We start from the raw sequence: 23,637 nt of genomic DNA, 5'->3' as shown, positions 1-23,637 counted from the left end.
GGGGCTTTTAAGGATGTGGTCAGTCTTGACCGGGGACCTTGGGCAGTTGGGCGAAGCTGGCGGCCAGCTCCTCATCCGTGGGGACGTAGTCGCTCATCTGGCCGTTGTGGAACTTTTCATAGGCCACCATGTCGAAATAGCCGGTGCCGGTGAGGCCAAAGACAATGGTCTTTTCCTCGCCGGTCTCCTTGCATTTGAGGGCCTCGTCGATGGCGATGCGGATGGCGTGGCTGGACTCGGGAGCGGGAAGGATGCCCTCCACCCGGGCGAATTGCTCCGCCGCCTCAAACACCTTCGTCTGCTCCACGGAAACGGCCTCCATGTAGCCGTCGTGGTAGAGCTGGGAGAGAATGGAGCTCATGCCGTGATACCGCAGGCCGCCGGCGTGGTTGGGGGAGGGAATGAAGCCGCTCCCCAGGGTGTACATCTTGGCCAGGGGACACACCATGCCGGTATCGCAGAAGTCATAGGCGAACCGGCCCCGGGTGAAGCTGGGGCAGGAGGCGGGCTCCACGGCGATGATGCGGTAATCCTTCTCACCCCGCAGCTTCTCACCCATGAAGGGAGAGATAAGGCCGCCCAGGTTGCTGCCGCCGCCGGCGCAGCCGATGATGATGTCGGGGACGATGCCGTACTTATCCAGAGCCGCCTTGGTCTCCAGGCCGATGACGCTCTGGTGCAGCAGCACCTGGTTCAAAACGCTGCCCAGCACGTAGCGGTAGCCGGGATTGCTGGTGGCCACCTCCACCGCCTCGGAGATGGCGCAGCCCAGCGAGCCGGTGGTGCCGGGATGTTCCGCCAGAATCTTGCGGCCAATGGCGGTCTCCATGGAGGGAGAGGGGGTGACGGAGGCGCCGTAGGTCCGCATGACCTCCCGGCGGAAGGGCTTTTGCTCATAGGAGCACTTCACCATGTACACCTTGCAGTCCAGGCCCAGATAGCTGCAGGCCATGGAGAGGGCGGTGCCCCACTGGCCGGCGCCGGTCTCGGTGGTGACGCCCTTGAGACCCTGCTGCTTGGCGTAATAGGCCTGGGCGATGGCGCTGTTGAGCTTGTGGGAGCCGGAGGTGTTGTTACCCTCGAACTTGTAGTAGATTTTGGCTGGGGTCTGGAGCTTTTCCTCCAGACAGTAGGCCCGCACCAGGGGGGAGGGACGGTACATCTTGTAGAAGTCCCGGATCTCCTGGGGGATGGGGATCTCACGGGTGTCGTTGTCCAGCTCCTGTCGGATGAGCTCGTCGCAGAACACAGGCCGCAGGTCCTCAAAGCCCATGGGCGCGCCGGTGCCGGGATTCAGCAGCGGGGCGGGCTTCACCTTCATGTCCGCCCGGACATTGTACCAATTTTGGGGCATCTCGTCTTCAGACAGATAGATCTTGTAGGGGATTTTTTCGGTAGTCATTGTGTTTGCTCCTTTCATGCCGCTGGGGTCCCGGGACAGAGGCAAACAAAAAAAGACCTTCATCCCTCCGGGACCCATTCCAATGGTTCCTTTGGGACAAAAGTCTGAAAACTTCTGCGGTGCCACCCAAATTGACGATCACTCGTCCGCTCGGCGACGTGCCAACACACGTCTTTCCTTGGTAACGGGGGAAAAGCCCGTCGGTACTTACTGGGGAAAGCCCCGTTCAGCCCGCCCTCCGCAGTCCATTCAGCAAAGTCCTCTCTGCCGCCATCCCACCGCCGGCGGCTCTCTGGGAGAGATTCGTTCTGCCTACTCGTCTGCGTCATCGGTTTTGTTCCTTTGAACTTAGCGCAGGTGTACTCCGACAAAATCCATTTGTCAATGACCTGCGGCCAAATTTTGAAGATATGACACAAATTTGAAAATAGGAGCGGAATATATTTGTGGAATATGGAAAAGGCGGGAAGAAGATACCTCCTTCCCGCCGGTGCCGTCAGCGCTGATATTCAAATTCAAAGTCGTACATGGACACGGTGTCGCCGTCCTGGATGCCCATGTCCTCCAACTGCTGGAACAGGCCGGACTCCCGCAAAGTCTTGTCGAAATACATCCGGCTTTCGTAATCGGAGAAGTTGACGTTGCCCATGAGCCGCTGCAGCCAGGGACCCTCCACCAGCCAGGTGCCGTCGTCGGAGCGGTGGATGTCCAGAGGGGCGGAGGTGTCCACCACCGCCGGGCGGGGCACATACTCCGGCTCGTAAACCGTGACAGGCGGGAGCACGGACAGCATCTGGGCCACCTTGCCCACCAGCTGCCGGGTGCCCTGGTGGGCCGCCGCGGAGATCTCCACCAGGGAGTAGCCCTTGCCCTCCACATGGGCGCGGAGGCGCTCCAGGTTTTCCGGGTCCTCCATAATGTCCACCTTGTTGGCAGCCACGATCTGAGGCCGCTCCGCCAGCTCCGGGCTGTACTGCTTGAGCTCCTCGCAGATGGCGTCAAAATCCGCCACCGGGTCCCGTCCCTCACTGCCGGACACATCCACCACGTGGACCAGCAGGCGGCAGCGGTCAATGTGCCGCAGGAAGTCGTGGCCCAGGCCGGCGCCCTCGCTGGCGCCCTCAATGATGCCGGGAATGTCCGCCATGACGAAGGAGACGCCTTCGTCCACCCACACCACGCCCAGGTTGGGGAACAGGGTGGTGAAATGGTAATTGGCGATCTTGGGCTGGGCCTTGGAGACCACGCTCAAGAGGGTGGACTTCCCCACGTTGGGAAAGCCGATGAGGCCCACATCCGCCAGCAGCTTCAGCTCCAGAATAACATCGTGGCTCTCACCGGGCAGACCTGCCTTGGCGAAGCGGGGCACCTGCCGGGTGGGAGTGGCGAAGTGGATGTTGCCCCAGCCGCCCCGGCCGCCCTTGCACAGGACAAAGGGCTCCTTGCCGCTCATGTCCTTGATGATCTCGTTGGTCTCGGCGTCCCGGACCAGAGTACCCCGGGGCACCCGGATGACGAGGTCGGCGCCGTCCTTGCCGGACTTGCGGGCGCTCTGGCCGTCCATGCCGTTGGGGGCCACGTACTTGCGCTTGTAGCGGAAGTCCATCAGCGTGGACAGGTTGTCGTCCACCTGCAGAATGATGGAGCCGCCCCGGCCGCCGTCGCCGCCGTCAGGGCCGCCGGCGGCCACGTATTTTTCCCGGTGGAAGGCCACCACGCCGTTGCCGCCGTTGCCGGCCTTGACGGTGATGCGGGCCTTGTCGATGAAAGAAGTTGCCATAAAAGAACACACCTCCAAAACTGATTCCTAGTATACCCGTAGAGGCGCGCACATCCCAGGATACGACCCGGTCATATGCTCGGATGCGGACGCCTTACCGGAAAAAGAGCCCCGAACAGCATTGTTCGGGGCTCTCCAGTGACTGATTACTCAGCGGCGTAAACAGAAGCCTGCTTACGATCCTTACCCAGGCGCTCAAAACGGAGCACACCGTCCACCTTGGCGAACAGAGTATCGTCAGTGCCGATACCAACGTTCACACCGGGATGGATGTGGGTGCCGCGCTGGCGGACCAGGATGTTGCCGGCCTTGACAAACTGACCATCAGCGCGCTTGGGACCCAGGCGCTTGGACTCGGAGTCACGGCCGTTCTTGGTGGAGCCGCCGCCCTTCTTGTGGGCGAAGAACTGAAGACCAATACGAATCATGATACGGACCATCCTTTCTTTAGAATGATGGAGAGGAGTTATTCTTCCTCCAAAACTTCAATGTTGTCGGGGAACTCGTCGTGGAGCTCGGCAAAGTAGACCATCAGTCCCGTCAGAAGTGCCTGACAGGTGCTCTCCGCCGTGGGAGCCAGGCCCCCGGGGAGGCGGAGGGAGATGGACGCGTCACTTTCCCGGACCTTCACAGATGCCGCCAGACCCAGCACGTCGTTGATAGTGGCCTCCACCAGGCGGATGGCGCTGGTGATGCCCGCGCAGACAATGTCCGCGCCCTCCTCGGCGTAGCCGCTGTGGCCTTGGGAGTCAAAGCCGGTGATCCGGTCGCCCTCCATGCGGAATGTGACAGTGGTCATGCTCAGACAGAGATCTTGCCGATCTCAACCTTGGTGTAAGGCTGACGATGGCCCTGACGCTTGCGGTAACCCTTCTTGGCGTTGTACTTGAAGATGCGGATCTTCTTGCCCTTGCCGTTCTTGACGATCTTGGCCTCCACGGAAGCGCCCTCCACAACGGGGGTGCCGAAGGTGGCCTTGTCACCGTCCAGGATAGCCAGGACCTGGTCGAACTTGACGGTGTCGCCGGCTTCCTGGTCCAGCTTCTCGATGTAGACCACGTCGCCCTCAGCGACCTTGTACTGCTTGCCGCCGGTCACGATGATTGCGTTCATTACTTGATTCAACTCCTTCATTTGCGGGCTCGCTGTCGGGGGCGGCGCCTGGGCGCACTTGTAGACCCATTCAAAGCGGCTTATCAAGTATATCAATGCAAAGAGAATTTGTCAACGGCTTTCGAGGGAAAAATGCGGAAAAATGATAAAAAGATCAAAAGAGAGCAATCAAGCGGAGCACCTGCCGAAAAGTCCGCTGCTCCGCCAGTGCTTTTTGCCGGGATCGCAGCTTTTTCCCAGTCAGTCATAAGAGAGCTTTTCCACAGTCCAGTCCCGGATCAGCTCCGCGTAGAACTTGCAGACAGGCTTGCAGGCATTTATATCCAGGTTGATGTAGTTTCCGCACTCCGCGGCGCTCTTGCCGGGGATCTCACCCTCGTAGGCCGCGGCAGCGGAAAACACCTCTTTCAACAGCTCAATGGCCCCCTCCAGAGACAGCAGCCGATTGTCAAACAAAAAGTAGAAGCCGGTCTGGCAGCCCATGGGACCAAAGTAGAGGACAGCCTCCTTGTCCTCGGAATGATGCAGCAAGGTGGCGATGAGATGCTCGGTGGAGTGCATCTCGCTGTTGGTCAGCAGATCGCCGGTGTTGGGCCTTTTGAACCGCAGGTCAAAGGTGACGACGTCGCCGTCACGGCGGGAGTAGTACAGTCCGGGTACAAGCTTGGTGCGATCCACGGTGAAGCTGGTGATTTGATCCATGTCAAGCTTCCTCCTTCTGCAGGGCCAGGGCAAAGGGGAGAACGACCTTGCCCAATTCCTTCAGCGCGTATCCAAAATCAAAATATTCCTCCGTCTGATTGTCAGAAAACAGATGGTCGGAAACAGATTTTACTGCCGCGAACTTCACGCCGTTTCGCAGGCAAACCTGGGCGATGGCGCCGCCCTCCATTTCCACCAGCGTGGGATGGAACGTGTCGGCGATCCACCGGGCGCGGTCACCCTTGACGGCGAACCAGTCGCCTGTGGCCACCCGGCCGGTAACGGCGGAATGTCCCAGAGATTGCAGCAGCGCCGTGCAGCGCGCAGGCTCCCAGGTGGGGAAGGCTACCCGGTTGACGGTGGATACCAGGCCGATGGGGTCTCCGACGGCGGTGGTGTCCACATCGTGCTGGATGAATTCAGAGGCCACCACCAGACTGCCGGTGGGCAGGTCTGTGGCGCAGCCGGCCACGCCTGCGTTGAGGATCATGTCCATCCCGAAGCGCAGGCAGAGGATCTCGGCCGCCATGGCGGCGTTGACTTTGCTGACGCCGCCTACGCAGGCGGGAATGCCGGGGGCAATTTCAAAAAGGGGAACTCCGGAAATGGTTTTCATAGGTGCGAGGTCCTCGGCTCCGGGCAGGGCGCGGAGCTCTTCAGGCATGGCGAATTGCAGGGCGATCTTCATAAATGTGCTTCCTAAATGGCAATGAAACGGCGTGGAAAAAAGCGCCGGCAGAAGCGGTGTTTTCAACAGCATAACATAGATCTTTCGCTCCGGCAATTCTTTCTTCCCGGATACAGGCGAAAATCGAAAAAACCGGGATGGACGTTTCGTCCATCCCGGTTCGGTCACCTTGAAAAATCAGCCTTTGACGATGGCGGCGGTGTCCATGGCGATCATGAGCTCCTCGTTGGTGGGGATCAGCAGGACCTTCACCTTGGAGTCGGCGGCGGAGATGACGGTCTCCTTGCCCCGGACATTGTTGGCCTCGGCGTCCATCTTCACGCCCATGAATTCCAGGCCGCTGGCGATGGCCAGACGCTGGTTGGCGGAGTTCTCACCCACGCCGGCGGTGAAGATGATGGCGTCCACGCCGCCCATGGCGGCGGCATACGCGCCGATGAGCTTCTTCACGCCGTAGTTGAACATATCCACGGCCAGACCGGCGCGCTCGTTGCCCTCCTTGTGGGCGTTCTCCAGGTCACGGAAGTCGGAAGAAACGCCGGACACGCCCTGCACGCCGGACTTCTTGTTCAGCACGTTCAGCATCTCGTCGATGTTCATGCCGTACTTGTTCATGACATACTGCAGGATACCGGCGTCCAGGTCACCGGAGCGGGTGCCCATGGGCAGGCCAGCCAGGGGAGTGAAGCCCATGGAGGTGTCCACGCTCTTGCCGCCGTCGATGGCGGTAACGGAGGAGCCGTTGCCCAGGTGGCAGGAGATGAGCTTCAGTTCCTCGGGCTTCTTGCCCAGCATGGCGGCGGCACGGCCGGCCACGTACTTATGAGAGGTGCCGTGGAAGCCGTAGCGGCGGACCTTGTCGTTCTCATAGTACTCGTAGGGCAGGGCATACATGTAGGCCTTGGCGGGCATGGTCTGGTGGAAGGCGGTATCAAACACAGCCACCATGGGCACGCCGGGCATGACCTGCTGGCAGGCGCGGATGCCGGTCAGGTTGGCGGGGTTGTGGAGAGGAGCCAGGGGGATGCAGTCCTCAATGGCCTTCATGACCTCGTCGGTGATGAGGACGGACTTGTTGAACGCCTCACCGCCGTGCACCACCCGGTGACCCACGGCGTCGATCTCCTTCATGGAGCCGATGACGCCGTTCTTGGCGTCCACCAGGGCGTTCAGCACCGCCTGGATAGCCTCGGAATGGGTGGGCATGGCCACGTCAACGGCATCCAGAACTTCCTTGCCCTCCACCTGGGGCTTATAGGTAAACTTGCCGTCGATGCCGATGCGCTCGCACAGGCCCTTGGCCAGCAGCACGCCGGTCTCGGGATTGAGCAGCTGATACTTCAAGGAAGAACTGCCAGCGTTGATGACGAGAATGTTCATGATTCACGACTCCTCTTTTTTCTTCTTTTGGGGAAGGCCTTGCGGCGATCCCGGAATTGATATAAAATGGGCACAAGAAAATTCCACTGTAACCGGGCGGAATCCTACACAATAGTTATTATAGCAGAGATTTTCCAGGTTACAACTACCATTTTTACCGAAATGTCACTTTTTTGTCACCGAATCGAGGGTGAAATCTATGCAAATTGCAGGTATCATTATAGAATACAATCCCATGCACCGCGGACACCGCTATCTGCTGGAGCAGACCCGCGCCCTTCTGGGGGCGGATACCGCCGTCATCGGCGTCATGAGCGGCAATTTCGTCCAGCGGGGGGACTTTGCCCTGGTGCGCAAGCACGCCCGGGCCCGGGCCGCTGTGGAGAGCGGCATGGACCTGGTGCTGGAGCTGCCCTTGCCCTGGGCGGTGGCGTCGGCGGAGCGGTTTGCCGACGGCGGCGTGCAGGTGCTGCTGGGAACGGGCCTTGTGACGGAGCTGGTTTTCGGCAGTGAGTGTGGGGATGCTTCGGCCCTCCAGCGGATAGCCGGGGCCCTGCTTCGTCCGGAGATGGACGGCCTCATCCGGCGGGAGCTGGACAAGGGCGACAGCTTTGCCGCCGCCCGGCAGCGTGCCCTGGGGGCACTGCTCCCGGCGGAGGAAGCGGCGCTGCTGGAGGACCCCAACAATACCCTGGGCATCGAATACTGCAAGGCGCTTCGCCGGAGGAACAGCGCTGTCCGTCCCATGACCGTGGCCCGCAAGGGCATGCACCACAGCGGCCGTGACCCTGGCGAGGGTCCCGCTCCCGCCACCCTTATCCGGGAGGCGCTGCGGCGGGGAGAACGGGACTGGGCCCTGTCGGAGATGACGCCCGCCATGAGAGCCGTCTACGAGGCCGAGGAGGCCGCCGGCCGGGCGCCGGTGTTCCGGGAGAATTGTGAACGGGCCGTATTGGCCCGGCTGCGGAGCATGCGGGAATCGGACTTTGCCGCCCTGGACGAGGGGCGGGAGGGCCTGTGGCACCGGCTGTATGCGGCCGCCCGCACCGCCGTTTCCGTTGAGGAGGCTTTGGAGGCCGCCAAGACGAAGCGATATGCCTATGCCCGCCTGTCCCGGATGATCCTCTGGGGCTACCTGGGCTTGACACCTGTCGACTTTCCGGCTGAAGTGCCGTATTTGCGGGTGCTGGCGGCCAATGAAACGGGCCGCTCCCTGCTGGGACGCATGCGAAAGAACGCGGCGGTGCCTGTTTTGACCAAACCGGCGGATGCCCGGCTTTTGCCGGAAGCTGCCCGCGGCCTCTTTGAATGGGAGGCACGGGCAACGGACCTGTATACCCTGGCGTATCCCGATCTGACTGTTGCGCATGGCGGTGCGGAATGGCGGGAGGGCCCCGTCATTTTGTAAAAGCCAAGAAAAGGAGCATGGATATGGGAGCTGTGATCGCGCTGCTGCTGGTGCTGAGCACCTTGACTGCCTGTAGCGGAGGGACCGTTACGGATGTGAAAAACGCCCTGCCCGCCCTGGCGGCGGTGCCGGAGGAGACCACGGTCACCTACACAGTGAAAGTGACGGAATATGCCGACATCATCCGCGATGACGACGGCACGGAGCTGGTGGAGTACAGCTACCAGATCCCGGTGCTCCTGGCGGTCCGAAGCGACGGCTCCCAGGTGTTGGACGCCGCCTCTCCCGCGGAGAAGGCCGCCCTGGAGGCCGTGGAGGTCTTTAACAGCCGCTTTTCCGACTGGATGGAGGAGGGGCGTCTGGTGGAGCTGGCGGACTATGCCCGGTCAGACCGGGCCTGGCGGGAAGAGTACGGAGAAACTTGGGACGAAAGCGATATGTATACGGAGAGCTTGACCTGCCGGGTCTATGCCACGGAGCATCTGGTCAGCATTTGCGCCGTGTGTGACAGCTATACCGGCGGCGCCCATCCCAATCAAGTGCTGCTGAGCTGGAATTTTGATTTGACGGCCGGCAAGTTTTTCTCTCCGGCGGCTCTGGCCACCGACAGCCAGGAGATTGGAGACCTGGTGACAGAGGAGATCATCCGCCAGGCGGAGGCCCGGGCGGCGGAGGACGGCACCGCGCCGGAGGAGTTCTTCTGGGAGAATTACCGGGAGATCGCCGCCGACTGGGGAAGCTATGCTGTTTCCTTTGATGAGACCGGCATGACCGTTGGTTACTCGCCCTATGAGATGGCTTGCTATGCCGCGGGACCCCAGGTGTTTACATTGACCTATGAGCAGCTGCTTCCCGGCCTCAGCGACCACGGAAAAGAGGTCCTGGAGCTGACGGACACCGTGGAATGATCCTTTTGCCGGACCGCCGCGGGGCAGAATATGGAAACAAAAAAACCGGACCTGCGTTTTGCAGATCCGGTTTTTCTTATACCGCCGCGGGCTCCTGCTTAGGCGTGTTCTTTTTGGACTTTTTGCCGAAGCGGGTGGACAGATTATCCAGAACGGAGTAGTACACAGGCGTGAATACCAGGGTGACCACGGTGGAGATGACCATGCCGCTGATCATGGTAATGCCCATGTCGCTCATCATTTCGTTGGTGCCGCTGATGCCCAGGGCCATGGGCAGCATGGCCAGGACGGTGGTGAGGGTGGTCATCAGAATGGGGCGGACACGGAGGGGGCAGGCGTGCAGAATGGCTTCCTCGCGGCTCTCACCCATGCCGCGGCGGATCTTGATGTACTCGATCAAGATGATGGAGCTGTTGACCACGGTGCCGGCCAGCATGATGATGGCGACCAGCGCCATAATAGACAGGTCCCGGCCGGTGATGGGCAGGGCGAACAGGGCGCCGGTGAAGGCTACAGGCAGGATCATCATGACCATGGCGGGCATGACGAAGGACTCAAACTGTACCGCCAGCACGAAATACACCAGCAGCAGGGCTACCAGCAGGGCAAAGCCCAGGTCGCCGAAGCTCTCCATCATGTCCTCGTTGGCGCCGGCTGTTTCTACGGTGTACCCGTCGGGTACGGGATAATCCGCCAGGATGGCGTTGATCTGTTTGGTCATGGCGGTGGTGTCGCCGCTGACGGTGTCGCCGGTGATGGTCACCTGGCGGTTTTGATTGTACCGGGTGATGGTCTGGGGCGCCTGCTCAATGACCACGTCCGCGACGGCGCTCAAGGGAATGGTGCCGCCGTAGTTGGAGGCGATGGGCATGGACCGCAGGGCGTCCAGGCTGGTGGAGGCGGAGCCGTCGCCCTTGACCACGACATCCAGCTCTTTGTTGTTGATGGTGACGGTGGTGGCCGTGGAGCCGGTCAGCTCCGCGCGGACCGCGCCGCCGATGGCCGCTGCGGTCAGACCGTACTGGGCGGCTGTCTCACGGTTCAGCTTCACCCGGACCTCCGGCACCTGCTCGGACAGGGTGGTGTCCACATTCACAGCGTCGGGCAGCCGGGAGATCTGCGCCATCAAATCATTGGAGATCATGGTTAGGGTGTCCATGTCATCGCCGGTGATCTCCACGCTGATATCATTGCCGCTGAGAGAGGAGGTCATGCTGGAGGCGGAGACAGTGATCTTGCAGCCGGCGATGTCCTGCAGGGATTTGCGCAGGTCGTCCTCAATGTCGAAGGAGCTGCGCTTCCGTTCACTTTTATCCACCAGGCTCAATCCCAGTGTTACGGATTCATCCTGGGCCAGATAATACATGTCCTCCAGCTCCGGAACATCCCGCTCCACAATGGCGGCGACCCGGTCGGCAATGGCGGAGCTTTCGTTCAGACTGGAGCCAATGGGCATTTCAATGCTGACGGAGACTTGGCCTTGGTCCATATCCGGAATCAAGACCATGGTCGTGCTTCCCAGCGTCAGACAGAAGACGATGATCAGACCCAGGGAGACCAGCATGCCGGCTTTCAAATGGTAGACGAAGTAGTGCAGCAGCCGCATATACAGGTCATTGAGCTTTTTGAACCAGCCGGAGCACTTGACCGCCAGCGCGTTGGGCTTTTTGCCGGCGGCCTTTTTGGCCTCCAGCTTTGCCTGGTACTTTGCCACCTTTTCCTCGCTCAGCGTGAAGTAGCACAGCAGAGGCACCACCGTCAAAGAGATCACCAGGGAGGCGGCGATCAAAGAGACGATGGTCAAGCTGAAGTCCCGGAACATGTCGCCCACCATACCGCTGACCATGCCCAGAGGGACAAACACCGCCTCGGTGGTCAGGGTAGAGGCGATGACGGAGGAGGTGACCTCCTTGGTGCCCTCCACGCAGGCGCTCATGCGGTCACGGCCCTCAGCGGAGAAACGGATGATGTTTTCCAGGACCACGATGGAGTTATCCACGATCATGCCAACGCCCATGGCGATGCCGCCCAGGGACAGCATGTTCAGCGTCAAGCCCAGGGCGTTCATCAAAATGAACACGGCCAGGATGCAAATGGGCATGGACAGGCAGATGGTCAGCGTGGAGCCGCCCCTGCGCAGGAACAGGAACACCACAACGGCGGCCAGGACGATGCCTTGGAGAATGTTCTGGAAGGCATTGTTGACGGATTCACTGATGTAGTCGCTGGCGGAGTAGGGGACCGTGTAGGAGATATTGCCGTTTTCGGCGGCCAGCTCCTCCATCCGGTCCAGAACGGCCTGGGCGATCTCCATCTCATTGGAGTCGGACTGCTTGGAGATCTGCAGGAGCACGCAGGGGGAGTCACCGACCTTGGCGATGCCCTCCATGTCCTGGTTTTCCAGAGATACATCAGCGATCTCCGACAAGCGGACAGTGCCGCCGGTGGGCAGGGAGATGAGCATGTTGGCCACATCCTCCACGGTCTGGAACTTGGCGTCGGTGGAAACGGTGAGGGTCTTGCTGCCGTTGTCCATGTCGCCGCCGGGATACACCAGGTTCTGCCCGGCCAGGAACTGGGCCACATAGCTGTTGGACAGGCCGAAGCCGGATACCTTGGCGGAATTCAGCTCCACAGAGATCTGCTGCTGCACGCCGCCCATGACTTCCACCTGGGCCACGCCGTCGATGCGCTCCAGAGCGGGGGAGACTATATCATCCGCCACAGCCTGGAGCTCTGACAGCTCATCGCCCATCAGAGCGATCATGACGGTGGGCATCATATCGCTCATGTTCATATTGATGATGACAGGATCGTTGGCGTCATCCGGAAGCGACACGAGGTCGAATTTTTCCCGCAGCTTGGTGGCGGCGATATCCAGGTCCGTGCCGTCCACATATGTAATTTGGATCATGGCGACGCTGTCAGAGGATTTGGACGTGATCTCGTCCACGCCGGAGACCTGCATGACAGCGGATTCCAACGGTTTGGTAACCAGCTCCTCAATGTCGCTGGGTGTGGCGCCGGCATACACGCACATGACCAAAGCCATGGGCATTTCAATATCCGGCATCAGGGCCATTTGCAGCTGAGTGCCGTACATGACACCGAAAATTGCCACCATGATGACAGCCAGGATCGTGGCGACCCGGTGCTGGATACAAGCCTTCGCAGTATTCATTAGCCCTGCTCCTCCCCGGAGGCGGTATCCTCCGCCGCCTCATCGGCCAGGGCGGCGTCATCCGTGCCGCTGACAACGCGGACGGCATCGCCGTCGGACAGGTAGGACTGTCCCACGGTCACCAGCTGCTCCCCGGCAGTGAGGCCGGAGGTGATCTGGGTGACGCCGCTGCCGGTGATGCCGGTGGTGACCTGCACATACTTGGCGGCACCGTCCTCCACCACATAGACGTACTGGGTATCGCCGCTGGTGAGGATGGCCTCGGTGGGGATGACCACGGTGTTGTCGTTATAATCCGTGCGGAAGGTCACATCGGCGAACATGCCGGTGAGGAGGCCGCTGACATCGCCGGGCACGGTGACGGTGACGGAGTACAGCTTTGTCTGCATGTTGGCGGTCTGGTCCACGGAGCGGATGGCGCCGGTGAAGGTCTTACCCAGGGAGGACACGGACACCTCCACCGGATCGCCGATGGAGAGCTTGGGCACCAGGGTCTCGGACACCATGACGGTGACCTTCATCTGGGTGGGGTCGTCGATGACGGCTACGGGAGCGCTGGCGCTGGTGAAGCTGTTCTCCGTGACGTTCAAGCTGGCCAGCACGCCGCTCATGGGGGCGATGACGTTGCCGCTGCCGTCCACATGCTCCAGGGCGGTGTTCAGCTGATCCACACCGGACTTGGCGCTTTCAATGCCGGCCTCCAGCTGGGCCAGGGCGGAATTGCGGCCCGCCACGGCGGACTCGTAATTCAGTTCCGCCTGGTCCACCTCCAGCTGGCTGGCGGCGCCGATCTCAAACAGGGCCTTGGTGTTTTTCACGTTGTCAGCGGCCAGAGCTACCTGCTGGTCCAGCACCGTCTTCTGATCTTGATAGCTCTGGACCGTGGAGTTGTAACTGATACTGGCCGCGTTGTAGGAGGCCAGGGTGCTGGCCAGGTCCAGGGTGCAGAGGATGTCGCCGGCCTCCACCGTGTCTCCGGCGTGGAAATAGACGGCGGTGCATTTGGCGGAGGTGGCGATGAGGACCATCTGCTCATTGTCCGAGGATACCTGGCCGGAGACGGTGTTTTCCGTGCCGATGGCGGACATAGAGACCTCCTGGACCTGCACGGGAGTGCCGGAGGCCGCTTCCTCAGCCTGCTCTTCTTTTTTGCCGCAGCCGGCCAGGGCCAGCAGCATCAGCCCAGCCAGCAGAAGGGAAAGGTAACGTTTATGATTCATGATCGCTCGGTCCTCCATCAGTTCAAAATACCGTATTCAACAGCCCACAGGTAGGTGTGGTAAGCGGAAAAGAGATTGTGCTTGGCGGTGGCTACATCCGCCTCGGCGGAGGCCAGGGAGTCCCGGGCCTCCAGCAGGGCGTTTTTGGAAATGCTGCCCTGCTGGTACTTCAGCTCCGCAGCGGCGCAGGCGCTGCGCTGATAGTCCAGGGCGGACTGGGAGGCCTTCAGCACCTGCTGGTAATCCGCCACGGCGTCGTACATGGTCCGGAAGCTCAGCTCGAAGGACTGGACGGAGGACTGGTATGTGTATTTCGCAGCCTCGTAGGTGTGGGCGGCGGTTTTGTAATGGTAGCTGTTTTTGCTGTATCCCTTGATATTGTCCTTGTAGGTTTCCTCCGCGTCATCCAGCGTCCGCTGGGCGGCGAACAGGTCGTAGCTCTTTTCCTTGGCGGCGGCCAGGGCGGTGTCATAGTCCATTTCCGCCACCTGCTTGTCGGAGACCTGGGGCGTATCCCGCAGGGTCAGCGTGCCGGTCTGCTCCAGACCCAGCATGACCTCCAGCTGGCGGGTGTAGTTGCCGATGTTCATGTCCAGGGTGGCGATGCCGCTGGATAGCTGCGTGCGGCCGTCCTTTACCTGCTGCAGCGTCAAAGCGGAGATCTGACCCAGCTTGTAGCGCAGCTCCATCTCCGCCACGGTCCGGTCCAGGGCGTCCAGCTGCCGCTGGAGGCTGCCGCGGGTGTTGTGCATTTCCAGAAGGGCCATGTACAGCGTTTCCGCCCCCATGACCACCTGGTTCTCCGTGTTTTCCAGCTGCCGCTTGACAGCGTCATAGTCGTCTTGAAGCTTACCCTCTTTTAAATCATCAAAGGTGTCCCGCAGGGAATCGTACTGGGCGTCCAGGTTGGAAAAGATGTATTCGGAGGTAAAAGCGCCGGAGACGCTGGGGACCATATCCATCTGTCCCGCCTGGAGCAGGGCCCGCTGGGTGCCTGCGATGAGCTTCAGACCGTCTTTCAGCTCGTCATACATCTTTTCATAGTCCACCGCGTCGATGGAGGCAATGGACTCCTCCAGCATCCGGATGGTCAGGTTATTCTCCCGCACCCGTCCTTCCAGGTTGGCAAAGGAGACCGTTCCCTCCGGGTCCACGGTATACAGTTCCTTCTGTGTCACCGCCTGGCCGCCCGCGGTGCCGGCGGCTGCCATAGCCGCGCCTGTGGAGGCGTTGGGCGTTTCCGCGGCCAGCGCTGTGGCGGACAGGAGGGAACCGCACAGAGCCAGGCTTAACGCCATGGCTGTGATTTGTTTTCGCATATGCAATCCTCCGTTTATTTCTGATATGACTTCCCTACATTACGGGGGCAAGTTTAAGTCAAGATTGAAACTTCCTAAAAGAACTGTGAACAAATTTAAAATTCGGTATCCCGCAGGCTCACCCGGAAGCGGGCCCAGCGGCCATATTCGCTCTCCGCGGTGATCTCGCCGCCGGCGGCCTCCACGGCGGACTGGGCGATGGCCAGGCCGAGGCCGTAGCTGCCGTTGCCGGTGCGGGCCTTGTCGCAGCGGTAGAAGCGTTCGAAAATGTGGGGCATGTCCTCCGGTGCGATGCCGTCGCCGGTGTTGTAGACCTCCAGGAGGATGCGGTGCCCCTCTTGATGCAGCCGCAAGGATACCTCACCGCCGGGGCGGGAGTATTTGAACGCGTTGTCCAGCAGGATGCCCGCCACCTGGCGCATGCGCTCCGGATCGCCCCGCAGGGTGCAGTGCTCCTGGATATCCGTTGTGTAGCGGATGTTCTGCTCGAAAGCCAGACTCTCAAAGGGCAGCGTGGCCTGGTAGACCACCTCGGACAGGGAGAAAGACTCCCGCCGCTTGGAGGGCTCCAGGTCATCCAGACAGGCCACCTCCAGCAGCTGCCGCACCAGCACGTCCATGCGCTGGGTCTCGTACTGGATGCAGTCCATATATTTGTTGGGACCGATCTCCGAGTCCAGCACCGCCGCGTTCACCGCGATGGTGGAAAGCGGCGTTTTCAATTCGTGGCCGGCATCGGAGATGAACTGCTTTTGCCGTTTCAAGGCGTCCACGGCGGGGGAGATGGCAGAGCGGGACATCATGACGCTGATAAAAAACAGCAAAAGCAGCACCGGGAGGCTGACGCTGAGGCTCACCCGCAGCAAATGGCGGCCAATGCTTTGAGAAAAGCCCAGTCCGTTGTCCGCCAGAATGACAAAATAGCCGTAGGGCTTTTCCTCCTTATAGTAACGGAAGCCGCCGGCACTGCCGCTGCCGGCCTCCCGCTGGCCCACGGTGCGCAGCACCGCCTCCATGTCGTCGGGGTCCAGGGGAGAGGTGCTCCGCAGGTCCTCAAAGCAGAGAAGCGTGCCATCGGGGGCCATCTCCGCCGCGTACAGGGGGGTGGTCAGGAGACTGAACAACTCTTCCTTTGTGACGGTCAGTTTGCCAATGATCAAGTCCTCCACCAATTGACTCTGCTGAGAGCTTCGAAGGACCTCCTCGTTTTCCGCCAGACTTCTTAAAATGTGGTCCGTCATCTGGCCGCACACCCGCACCACCGCCACATGGACCAGAAGATTTCCAAGGACCACAAGAATGGCCAGGGTCAGCGTGGTGGTCAGCACGATCTTCCTTTGCAGCTTCCGGATCATGGCTGGACCTCCAGATGGTAGCCGGCGTTGCGGATGGAGAGGATCTGCACGTTGGAGTGGAGGGCACGCAGCTTTTTCCGCAGAAAAGAGATGTAGACCTCCACATTGTTGTACTCCGCCTCACTGAGCAGTCCCCACACCTTCTCGCACAGCAGCGCCCGGGGGATGATTTGGTTTTTGTTCAGCAGCAGGCACTCCATCACCTGGAATTCCTTGGGCCCCAGCCGCAGCCGCTCATTGCCACGGCACAGCTCCAGCTTCCGCCGGTCCAGCCGGATGTCGCCGAAGGAGGGCTCTTCCTCCAAAGGTACGCCGTTGCGCCGGGTCAGAGCCCGGACCCGGGCTAGAAATTCCCCGGTGTCAAAGGGCTTGGTGAGATAATCGTCGGCGCCGTGGTCCAGTCCCTGGATGCGGTCCGCCACGCTGCTGCGGGCGGTGAGCATCAAAACCGGCGTTTCAACACCGTCCCGGCGCAGCTCCTTCAGTACGGAAAGACCGTCCCGTCCCGGCAGCATGATGTCCAGAATGATGAGGTCGTACAGCCCGGTGAGGCCGTTGTCCAGGCCGCTGTCACCGTCAAAGGCCAGGTCGGTGGCATAGCCCTGCTTTTCCAGAAGGCCCTGCAGGCCCTCCGCCATGCCTTGTTCATCCTCCACGATCAAAAGCCGCATACACGCACCTCCAAAGGAAAAAAGGAAAAATTCACAATTAACTACTATAACAAATCGACTGTTGTATTTCCAGATAAAATGTGTAAAAAAACCGGCGCCGGAGGAATTCCGGCGCCGTGGAAAACGTTTATTCCGTAAAATGCACGTGGTTGAAAATATGGTCCTGGCAGAAGCAGTGGTAGCCGGCACAGCGGGAGCAGTACCGGAACTCCAGGTCGGGATAATCCGCGTCCGTGCGGCCGCAGACACAGCACTTATGCCGGTAGCCCTGCTGGGACTCTTTTTTCTGCTGCTGCTTCACGGCGGACTTGAACTGGATGGTCTGGTGGGAGTTCCGGTGGCGGGCTGTCTGTCGCCGGGAGCCAAACGCCTCCGCCAGGTCGTTCCAGAAGAACACCAGGAAGTTCAAAAGGGCGATGATGGGGATCAAGGCGCTGATGATGTCCAGCCGCAGCAGCGCCGCGAGAATGTCCACGGCGAAGAGGGCCGCGTCCAGAAAGGCCAGCCACTTGATCTTGATGGGGATGATGAAAAACAGCAGCACCTGGGCGTCGGGGTAAAGAGCGGCGAAGGCCAGGAACATGGACATGGTGACGTAATAAGCGCCGTAGATGGTGGAGCCGGAGGTGTAATAGCCGATGATGCCCACCAGGATGGTCAGCACCACGCCGGAGAAGTAGTAGAGGTTGAACTTGGGCGTGCCCCATTCCCGCTCCAAAAGATTGCCGATGAAGTAATAGAAGTACAGGCTGATGATAAGGTAAAAGGGGGCGCTGAAGGAGCTGGAAAAGCAGGCGTCCGACACGAAGATGAAGCTCACCAGCCGCCAAAGCTGCAGGTGCAGCACCTGCCCCCAGTTGAAGCCCAGATAGGGCAGCAGGCCGAAATTGGTCAGCCGCACCAGCAGGAATACGAGCACGTTGCCGGCCACGATGTATTTCATGAGATTGGGGATGCCGAAATTGGGATGGCTGTATGCAAAGCGGTCCACGGCATCGGTCAGTTTTTTCAAGTTAGAACCCTCCAACGTTTCACGGATACTGGACATTATACCCGCTTCCTGGAAAAAAGTCATGTATAATTTTTAAACGATGGAAAAAAAGGAACCTTTTTGCAAGAATAGAGGGAAAAGGCCCCTTGACAATCCGATAAAACATGTTAGTATATTACGTGAAAATTTTATATCCCTTATCAAGAGTGGCGGAGGGAACGGCCCAATGAAGCCACGGCAACCTGCGTTGTAAGGTGCCAAATCCGGCGGATACCGACAGATGAGGAGCGAGAAAGAAGTTTTCTGCGCGTTTCGTCGTCGAAACGCGCTTTTTTTCGCCTCTTGAAAGGGAAGAAAAAAGGAGAACGAGTATGGCAAGACATTATTTATTCACTTCTGAGTCCGTTACCGAGGGCCATCCTGACAAGATCTGCGACCAGATCTCCGACGCCGTTCTGGACGCCATCCTGGCCCAGGACCCCCAGGGCCGCGTGGCCTGCGAGACCACGGCCTGCACCGGCCTCATCCACGTCATGGGCGAGATCACCACCAGCTGCTACGTGGACATCGCCAAGGTGGCCCGGGAAGTGGTCCGGGACATCGGCTATGACCGGGGCAAGTACGGCTTTGACTGCGACACCTGCGGCGTCATCACCTCCATCGACGAACAGTCCGCGGACATCGCCCTGGGCGTGGACAAGTCCCTGGAGAGCAAGAGCGGCGCCGACGCGGAGCTGGGCGAGGGCGCCGGCGACCAGGGCATGATGTTCGGCTACGCCTGCGACGAGACCCCCGAGCTGATGCCCCTGCCCCTGTCTCTGGCCCAGAAGCTGTGCAAGCGCATGGCCGAGGTCCGCAAGAGCGGCCTTCTGAACTACATGCGGCCTGACGGCAAGAGCCAGGTCACCGTGGAGTATGATGAGAACAACCGCCCCGTCCGGGTGGACACCGTGGTCATCTCCACCCAGCACAACCCCGATGTCACCCTGGAGCAGATCCGCCGGGATATGATCGAGCAGGTGGCCAAGGTGGTCATCCCCGCCGACATGCTGGACGAGAATACAAAGTATTATGTCAACCCCACCGGCCGCTTTGTCAAGGGCGGTCCCGCGGCGGACGCCGGCCTCACCGGCCGCAAGATCATCGTGGATACATACGGCGGCAGCGCCCCCCACGGCGGCGGCTGCTTCTCCGGCAAGGACCCCACCAAGGTGGACCGCAGCGCGGCTTACGCCGCCCGCTGGGTGGCCAAGAACATCGTGGCCGCCGGTCTCGCCCGCCGCTGCCAGGTGGAGCTGGCTTACGCCATCGGCGTGGCCCAGCCCGTCAGCATCCTGGTGGATACCTTCGGCACCGGCACCGTGGGTGACGACAAGCTGGAGGCGGCTGTCCGCAAGGTGTTCGACCTGCGTCCCACCGCCATCATCCGGGACCTGGACCTGCGCAAGCCAATCTACCGCCAGCTGGCCGCCTATGGCCACATGGGCCGGGAGGACCTGGGCGTGGCCTGGGAGAAGACTGATCGGGTGGACGCGCTGAAGGCCGCTGTGGCGGAGTAAAAAGCGCGATATGCGGGGCTAAAAAAACCATAAGCGTATCGAAAAAGCCGGCGTCCGCGTGACGCTGGCTTTTTTCATGCGCGGTCCGCTTACCTCCGCAGCTATAAAACTGACACATCTTCCTGCAGAATCCGCCTATCGTGGAAAGCTGCCGCCTTGTACAATGAGGATGAAAAAAGCGTGTTCCCGGCACAGGCCGGCGGGACACCTGCGGAGGAGAATGAACGATGAAGAGCTTACAGACTATCCAAAAAACGTTCCGGGTCTTTCAGACCCTGGTTAGGATCGCCATGGTGGCGTCCTTTGTATGGGCGGGATTGTCCGTGCTGGGGCTGCTGTGCGCTTTTGCGTGGCACAGCGGCGTCACGGTGGTGGGACTGAGCCGGGAGGCCCTGCTCGCCCTGACGCTGACCGGCAGCCTGAGCCAGATGGTAGGCGTGCTGCTGGCCGACGCCGCTTTCGCACTGACGGATGGCGTGTTGCTGCCTTCCGGTATTTCAAAGCGGAGCAGGAGGCCGGCACGCCCTTTACCCGTGATGGCGCGGACGCGATCCGGACATTGGGCATTCGCACCATTGTGCTGCTTTTGGCGGCGGCTGTTTTTTCCACGCTGACTTATGAGTTTTTTGGCCTGGCCACGGCTATGGTGGTGGACTGGGACAACCTGGTCAGCGTGTCGCTGGGCCTGGTGATGATCCTGGCGTCGCTCATCTTCCGCTACGGCGCGGAGCTGGAGGGGGAAGCGGTGACACAGGGCTGAGAAGCGTGATGCTTCCTCTGCCGTTGGGCAAGGAACGTCGAGAAAGCGTCCCCGCAGCCGGTGTATCATCCTAACAACGGAAGGGAGGAACTGTTATGACGCAGCAAGATACGATCATCATCCGAGGCCTCAGACAAAACAATCTAAAAAAAGTATCCCTGGACATTCCCAAAGGGAAGATCGTGGTATTCACCGGCGTGTCCGGCTCCGGAAAGTCCAGCATCGTGTTCGACACCATCGCCGCCGAGAGCCAGCGGCAGATGAACGAGACCTACACCGCCTTCATGCGGGGGCGGCTGCCCAAATATGAAAAGCCCAGGGTGGAGCGTATTGACAACCTCTCCGCCTCGGTCATCGTGGACCAGTCCCGTCTGGGGGGCAACGCCCGGTCCACGGTGGGCACCATCAGCGACATGTACGCCGCCCTGCGGCTGCTGTACGCCCGCGTCGGGGAGCCCCACGTGGGGACGGCTTCCTATTTCTCCTTCAACGACCCCAACGGCATGTGCCCGGAGTGCTTCGGCATCGGCAAGGTGATGACGGTGGACATCGAGGGCCGCATCGACCCGGAAAAGACGTGGAACGAGGGCATGGCGGACCTGCCGGCCTTCCACGTGGGCAACTGGTACTGGAAGCAGTACGCCGAGTCCGGATTGTTCCCTCTGGACAAAAAGTGGAAGGATTTCACGGAAACGGAGCGGAATCACCTGCTCTACGGCGCGGATACCCCTGACGGCAAACGGCTCAGCAAAAAGGTGGACGGCGTGTCCCACTACCTCCACCGGATGCTCATCAACCGGGACACCTCCCAGCTGAAGGAGGCCTCGGTCAAGCGGCTGATGTATCTGGTGGAGGAGAAGCCCTGTCCGGTGTGCCGGGGACGGCGGCTGAACGAAAGAAGCCTTGCCTGCAAGGTGGCGGGGTACAGCATCGATGAGATGTGCGCCATGGAGTTCACGGAGCTTGTCAAGGTGCTGGACACCATCCGGGACCCCCGGGCCAGTACCATCGTGGAGGCGCTGACGGCGTCGCTGAACCGGATGATCGACATCGGCCTTCCCTACCTCTCCATGGACCGGGAGTCGTCCACCCTCTCCGGCGGCGAGCGTCAGCGGGTGAAGCTGGCAAAGTACCTGGATAAAAAGGGAAATATTTACGTACTGGACGAGCCCACCACCGGCCTCCACGCCGCGGATGTGGAAACGGTGATGTCCCTGCTGGACAGCCTGGTGGACAAGGGCAACACCGTGCTGGTCATCGAGCACAACCTGGATGTGATGAAGCGGGCGGACTATATCATCGACGTCGGCCCGGACGGCGGCACGGCGGGAGGCGAGGTGGTCTTTACCGGCACGCCCCGGGAGATGGCGGAGCGTGGCCGGACCATCACGGCGGATTATCTCAGACAGGCGCTGTGAGAAAAACAGCAAAAAAAGCGAGAATCTGGCACGAAAATGCGGTAAACTGTATGCTGTGAGGAGGTGGGGCGCATGAAAGAGCAGACGCTGGCCGTTCAGCGGATGCAGGACTATATCGGGGAAAACCTGTCCAGGGACATCAGCCTTTCCGACCTTGCGCGGGTGTCGCTGTTTTCTCCCTGGTATTCCTACCGGCTGTTCCGGGAGTATCTGGACATGACGCCCACGGAGTATGTCCGCTCCCTGCGGCTGTCCCGGGCTGCCCTGCAGCTGCGGGAGGAAAAGTGCCGGGTCATCGACGCCGCCCTCGATGTGGGCTTCGGCAGCGTGGACACCTTCACCCGGGCGTTTTTCCGGGAGTTTGGACTGAATCCCAGTGATTACGTAAAAGACCCAGTGCCTATCCCGCTGTTCATTCCCTACGGCGCGAAATACCGGGAACTGCGAAAGGAGCAGATCGACATGTCAGAGCTGCAGACTGTTTTTGTCCGGCCCGTCCGCAAGCCGGAACGGCTGTGTATCATCAAGCGGGGCGTCCATGCGGAGGATTATTTCCCATACTGCGAGGAAGTGAGCTGCGATGTGTGGGGCATCCTCATGAGCATGCGCTCGCTGTGTGGGGAGCCGGTGTGCATGTGGCTCCCGCAGCGGTATAAAAAGCCCAACACCTCCACCTATGTGCAGGGTGTGGAGGTGGAAACGGATTATCTGGGAGCAGTCCCCGAGGGGTTTGACACCATTCGCCTGCCCGAGGAGGAATACCTGCTGTTCCAGGGGCCGCCCTTCCGGGAGGAGGACTACTGCCAGGCCATCCGGGCCGTGCAGCAGGCCATAGACATGTATGACCCCACGGTCGTCGGCTACCGTTGGGACGACGAAAATCCACGCATCCAGCTGGAGCCCCGGGGAGAGCGGGGCTACATCGAGCTGCGGGCGGTCAAGAAGCGGGAAAAATGAAGGGACGGTCCGGTTTTTCAAATGGGAGTGACGCTGTGAAAAAACCGCTGCCTGCTGGCAGCGGTTTTTCGTTTCCAGACATTGCACGGCGCTCCCGGTCCGAAACCGGGCAGACTATGGCCGGAGGTGAGGAACATGGACCACGGATTACCCGGCTATCTCTGCTTGACGGACCTGCTGGACCAGGACCTGTCCGCCTACGAGTTTTTCCAGACCCTGTCGCCGGAGGAGCAGAGCAATCTGCGGCGGTACGACAGCGAGATCGCCACATTTTCGGAGCTCCAGGCCCAGGCGGCCCGCCTGCGGGCGGAGGGAGAACCGGAGTGGTAAAGGAACATCCCCGGAGACCTCCGGGGATGTCCTTTATTTTCCAAAATAAGCGGTCAGAACCGCCAGAGCCTCCTCCCGCAGGACCCCGCCGGTGACAGCGGGCCGGTAGCCGGACCGGCTGAACACGAGCTGGCAGCACTCGCTGCCCTCCTGGCCGAAAATGCGGCACAGGTCAATGTCGCTGGCGCCGTACACCAGCCGCCCCAGCTTCGTCCACACCATGGCGCCGCAGCACATGAAGCAGGGCTCACAGCTGGAGTAGAGGGTGTAGTCCCGCAGGTCCGTGACGCCGGTCTCATGGCAGAAGCGCCGCAGTAGGCCCAGTTCTCCGTGGAAGGTGGGGTCGCTCTGGGTGAAGATCTGGTTTTCGTTGGTGAACACGACCTGTCCTTCCTTCACCAGTACGGCGCCGAAGGGCTCGTTGCCGTGCTCCACTGCCTGGCGGGAAAGGCGGATGGCCTCTTTCATAAACTGTTCGTCCTGTGTCATGGCGGG

Annotated in this window: 25 protein-coding genes, 1 riboswitch and 1 other annotated feature; of the genes, 8 read left to right on the top strand and 17 right to left on the bottom strand. The window is 60.6% G+C overall.

From position 1 onward, the window contains the following. Window positions 1-19 precede the first annotated feature (19 nt). From ACTQ4R_RS03155 to ACTQ4R_RS03110, 10 genes are all read right to left on the bottom strand, one after another. Window positions 20-1,402, bottom strand: coding sequence for a TrpB-like pyridoxal phosphate-dependent enzyme (locus ACTQ4R_RS03155; protein WP_441625747.1), 1,383 nt, complete (start codon window positions 1,400-1,402; stop codon window positions 20-22). 89 nt (window positions 1,403-1,491) lie between these two features. Continuing rightward, window positions 1,492-1,740 (bottom strand) — a binding site (T-box leader). Window positions 1,741-1,898: 158 nt separating this feature from the next. Continuing rightward, window positions 1,899-3,182, bottom strand: a complete 1,284-nt coding sequence (gene obgE, locus ACTQ4R_RS03150; RefSeq protein ID WP_441625745.1) for a GTPase ObgE — start codon at window positions 3,180-3,182, stop codon at window positions 1,899-1,901. A gap of 146 nt (window positions 3,183-3,328) precedes the next feature. Continuing rightward, window positions 3,329-3,610, bottom strand: a complete 282-nt coding sequence (gene rpmA, locus ACTQ4R_RS03145; protein ID WP_441625743.1) for a 50S ribosomal protein L27 — start codon at window positions 3,608-3,610, stop codon at window positions 3,329-3,331. Window positions 3,611-3,648: 38 nt separating this feature from the next. Beyond that, complete coding sequence (locus tag ACTQ4R_RS03140) at window positions 3,649-3,981, bottom strand: ribosomal-processing cysteine protease Prp (protein WP_441625741.1); 333 nt, start codon at window positions 3,979-3,981, stop codon at window positions 3,649-3,651. A 2-nt stretch (window positions 3,982-3,983) separates the two neighbouring features. Further along, window positions 3,984-4,295, bottom strand: coding sequence for a 50S ribosomal protein L21 (rplU, locus tag ACTQ4R_RS03135; protein ID WP_441625739.1), 312 nt, complete (start codon window positions 4,293-4,295; stop codon window positions 3,984-3,986). Between the two features lie 92 nt (window positions 4,296-4,387). Next, window positions 4,388-4,543 carry a hypothetical protein gene (locus ACTQ4R_RS03130; protein ID WP_441625737.1) on the bottom strand — a complete coding sequence of 52 codons (156 nt, stop codon included), beginning with the start codon at window positions 4,541-4,543 and terminating at the stop codon, window positions 4,388-4,390. Next, window positions 4,536-4,997 carry an S-ribosylhomocysteine lyase gene (locus ACTQ4R_RS03125; RefSeq protein ID WP_441625735.1) on the bottom strand — a complete coding sequence of 154 codons (462 nt, stop codon included), beginning with the start codon at window positions 4,995-4,997 and terminating at the stop codon, window positions 4,536-4,538. Before ACTQ4R_RS03125 ends, ACTQ4R_RS03130 begins: the two co-directional genes overlap by 8 nt. A 1-nt stretch (window position 4,998) precedes the next feature. Further along, the gene (locus ACTQ4R_RS03120) at window positions 4,999-5,685 is read right to left on the bottom strand and encodes a 5'-methylthioadenosine/S-adenosylhomocysteine nucleosidase (RefSeq protein WP_441625733.1); all 687 of its coding nucleotides are present in this window, start codon (window positions 5,683-5,685) and stop codon (window positions 4,999-5,001) included. Further along, entirely contained in the window at window positions 5,654-5,839 is a 186-nt protein-coding gene (locus ACTQ4R_RS03115) for a hypothetical protein (protein ID WP_441625731.1), read from the bottom strand. Before ACTQ4R_RS03115 ends, ACTQ4R_RS03120 begins: the two co-directional genes overlap by 32 nt. A 23-nt stretch (window positions 5,840-5,862) precedes the next feature. Next, the gene (locus tag ACTQ4R_RS03110; protein ID WP_441625729.1) at window positions 5,863-7,065 is read right to left on the bottom strand and encodes an acetate/propionate family kinase; all 1,203 of its coding nucleotides are present in this window, start codon (window positions 7,063-7,065) and stop codon (window positions 5,863-5,865) included. Between the two features lie 199 nt (window positions 7,066-7,264). Between ACTQ4R_RS03110 and ACTQ4R_RS03105 the strand changes: the two genes are divergently transcribed. Continuing rightward, on the top strand, window positions 7,265-8,473 hold the full coding sequence (locus ACTQ4R_RS03105) for a tRNA(Met) cytidine acetate ligase (protein ID WP_441625727.1): 1,209 nt from the start codon (window positions 7,265-7,267) through the stop codon (window positions 8,471-8,473). A gap of 23 nt (window positions 8,474-8,496) precedes the next feature. Beyond that, a complete protein-coding gene (locus tag ACTQ4R_RS03100; RefSeq protein WP_441625725.1) occupies window positions 8,497-9,381 on the top strand; it encodes an RsiV family protein in 885 nt (294 codons plus the stop codon). Window positions 9,382-9,457: 76 nt separating this feature from the next. Here ACTQ4R_RS03100 and ACTQ4R_RS03095 read toward each other — a convergent pair whose 3' ends face one another. From ACTQ4R_RS03095 to ACTQ4R_RS03070, 6 genes are all read right to left on the bottom strand, one after another. Further along, entirely contained in the window at window positions 9,458-12,562 is a 3,105-nt protein-coding gene (locus ACTQ4R_RS03095; RefSeq protein ID WP_441625723.1) for an efflux RND transporter permease subunit, read from the bottom strand. Beyond that, window positions 12,562-13,782, bottom strand: coding sequence for an efflux RND transporter periplasmic adaptor subunit (locus tag ACTQ4R_RS03090; RefSeq protein ID WP_441625721.1), 1,221 nt, complete (start codon window positions 13,780-13,782; stop codon window positions 12,562-12,564). Before ACTQ4R_RS03090 ends, ACTQ4R_RS03095 begins: the two co-directional genes overlap by 1 nt. 17 nt (window positions 13,783-13,799) lie before the next feature. Further along, window positions 13,800-15,101: a TolC family protein gene (locus ACTQ4R_RS03085; RefSeq protein WP_441625719.1), complete on the bottom strand. Its 1,302-nt coding sequence runs from the start codon at window positions 15,099-15,101 to the stop codon at window positions 13,800-13,802. Window positions 15,102-15,196: 95 nt separating this feature from the next. After that, on the bottom strand, window positions 15,197-16,456 hold the full coding sequence (locus tag ACTQ4R_RS03080; protein ID WP_441625717.1) for a sensor histidine kinase: 1,260 nt from the start codon (window positions 16,454-16,456) through the stop codon (window positions 15,197-15,199). Continuing rightward, on the bottom strand, window positions 16,453-17,127 hold the full coding sequence (locus ACTQ4R_RS03075) for a response regulator transcription factor (protein ID WP_441625715.1): 675 nt from the start codon (window positions 17,125-17,127) through the stop codon (window positions 16,453-16,455). Before ACTQ4R_RS03075 ends, ACTQ4R_RS03080 begins: the two co-directional genes overlap by 4 nt. A gap of 127 nt (window positions 17,128-17,254) precedes the next feature. Beyond that, a complete protein-coding gene (locus ACTQ4R_RS03070) occupies window positions 17,255-18,139 on the bottom strand; it encodes a rhomboid family intramembrane serine protease (RefSeq protein WP_441625713.1) in 885 nt (294 codons plus the stop codon). A gap of 173 nt (window positions 18,140-18,312) precedes the next feature. After that, window positions 18,313-18,405: riboswitch (SAM riboswitch) on the top strand. Window positions 18,406-18,489: 84 nt separating this feature from the next. Between ACTQ4R_RS03070 and metK the strand changes: the two genes are divergently transcribed. The 6 genes from metK to ACTQ4R_RS03040 all read left to right on the top strand — a co-directional run bounded on the left by metK (window position 18,490) and on the right by ACTQ4R_RS03040 (window position 23,142). Continuing rightward, window positions 18,490-19,677 (top strand): methionine adenosyltransferase, encoded by a 1,188-nt coding sequence (gene metK / locus ACTQ4R_RS03065; protein WP_441625711.1) that lies wholly within the window; start codon window positions 18,490-18,492, stop codon window positions 19,675-19,677. Between the two features lie 227 nt (window positions 19,678-19,904). Next, window positions 19,905-20,291, top strand: a complete 387-nt coding sequence (locus ACTQ4R_RS03060) for a hypothetical protein (protein WP_441625709.1) — start codon at window positions 19,905-19,907, stop codon at window positions 20,289-20,291. Further along, entirely contained in the window at window positions 20,264-20,437 is a 174-nt protein-coding gene (locus tag ACTQ4R_RS03055) for a hypothetical protein (RefSeq protein ID WP_441625707.1), read from the top strand. Before ACTQ4R_RS03060 ends, ACTQ4R_RS03055 begins: the two co-directional genes overlap by 28 nt. Before the next feature lie 95 nt (window positions 20,438-20,532). After that, a complete protein-coding gene (locus ACTQ4R_RS03050) occupies window positions 20,533-21,855 on the top strand; it encodes an ATP-binding cassette domain-containing protein (RefSeq protein ID WP_441625705.1) in 1,323 nt (440 codons plus the stop codon). A gap of 72 nt (window positions 21,856-21,927) precedes the next feature. Continuing rightward, the gene (locus ACTQ4R_RS03045; RefSeq protein ID WP_441625703.1) at window positions 21,928-22,812 is read left to right on the top strand and encodes a helix-turn-helix transcriptional regulator; all 885 of its coding nucleotides are present in this window, start codon (window positions 21,928-21,930) and stop codon (window positions 22,810-22,812) included. 135 nt (window positions 22,813-22,947) lie between these two features. Next, the gene (locus ACTQ4R_RS03040; RefSeq protein WP_441625701.1) at window positions 22,948-23,142 is read left to right on the top strand and encodes a hypothetical protein; all 195 of its coding nucleotides are present in this window, start codon (window positions 22,948-22,950) and stop codon (window positions 23,140-23,142) included. Window positions 23,143-23,175: 33 nt separating this feature from the next. Here the strand turns inward: ACTQ4R_RS03040 and ACTQ4R_RS03035 are convergent, their stop codons facing one another. Then, a complete protein-coding gene (locus tag ACTQ4R_RS03035; RefSeq protein ID WP_441625699.1) occupies window positions 23,176-23,631 on the bottom strand; it encodes a nucleoside deaminase in 456 nt (151 codons plus the stop codon). Window positions 23,632-23,637 lie beyond the last annotated feature (6 nt).

This window comes from Dysosmobacter sp. Sow4_B12 (assembly GCF_052116665.1).
GTDB lineage: Bacteria > Bacillota > Clostridia > Oscillospirales > Oscillospiraceae > Oscillibacter.
Note: the sequence above shows the minus strand (reverse complement) of the source record. Positions and strands in the feature narration are given on the sequence as shown.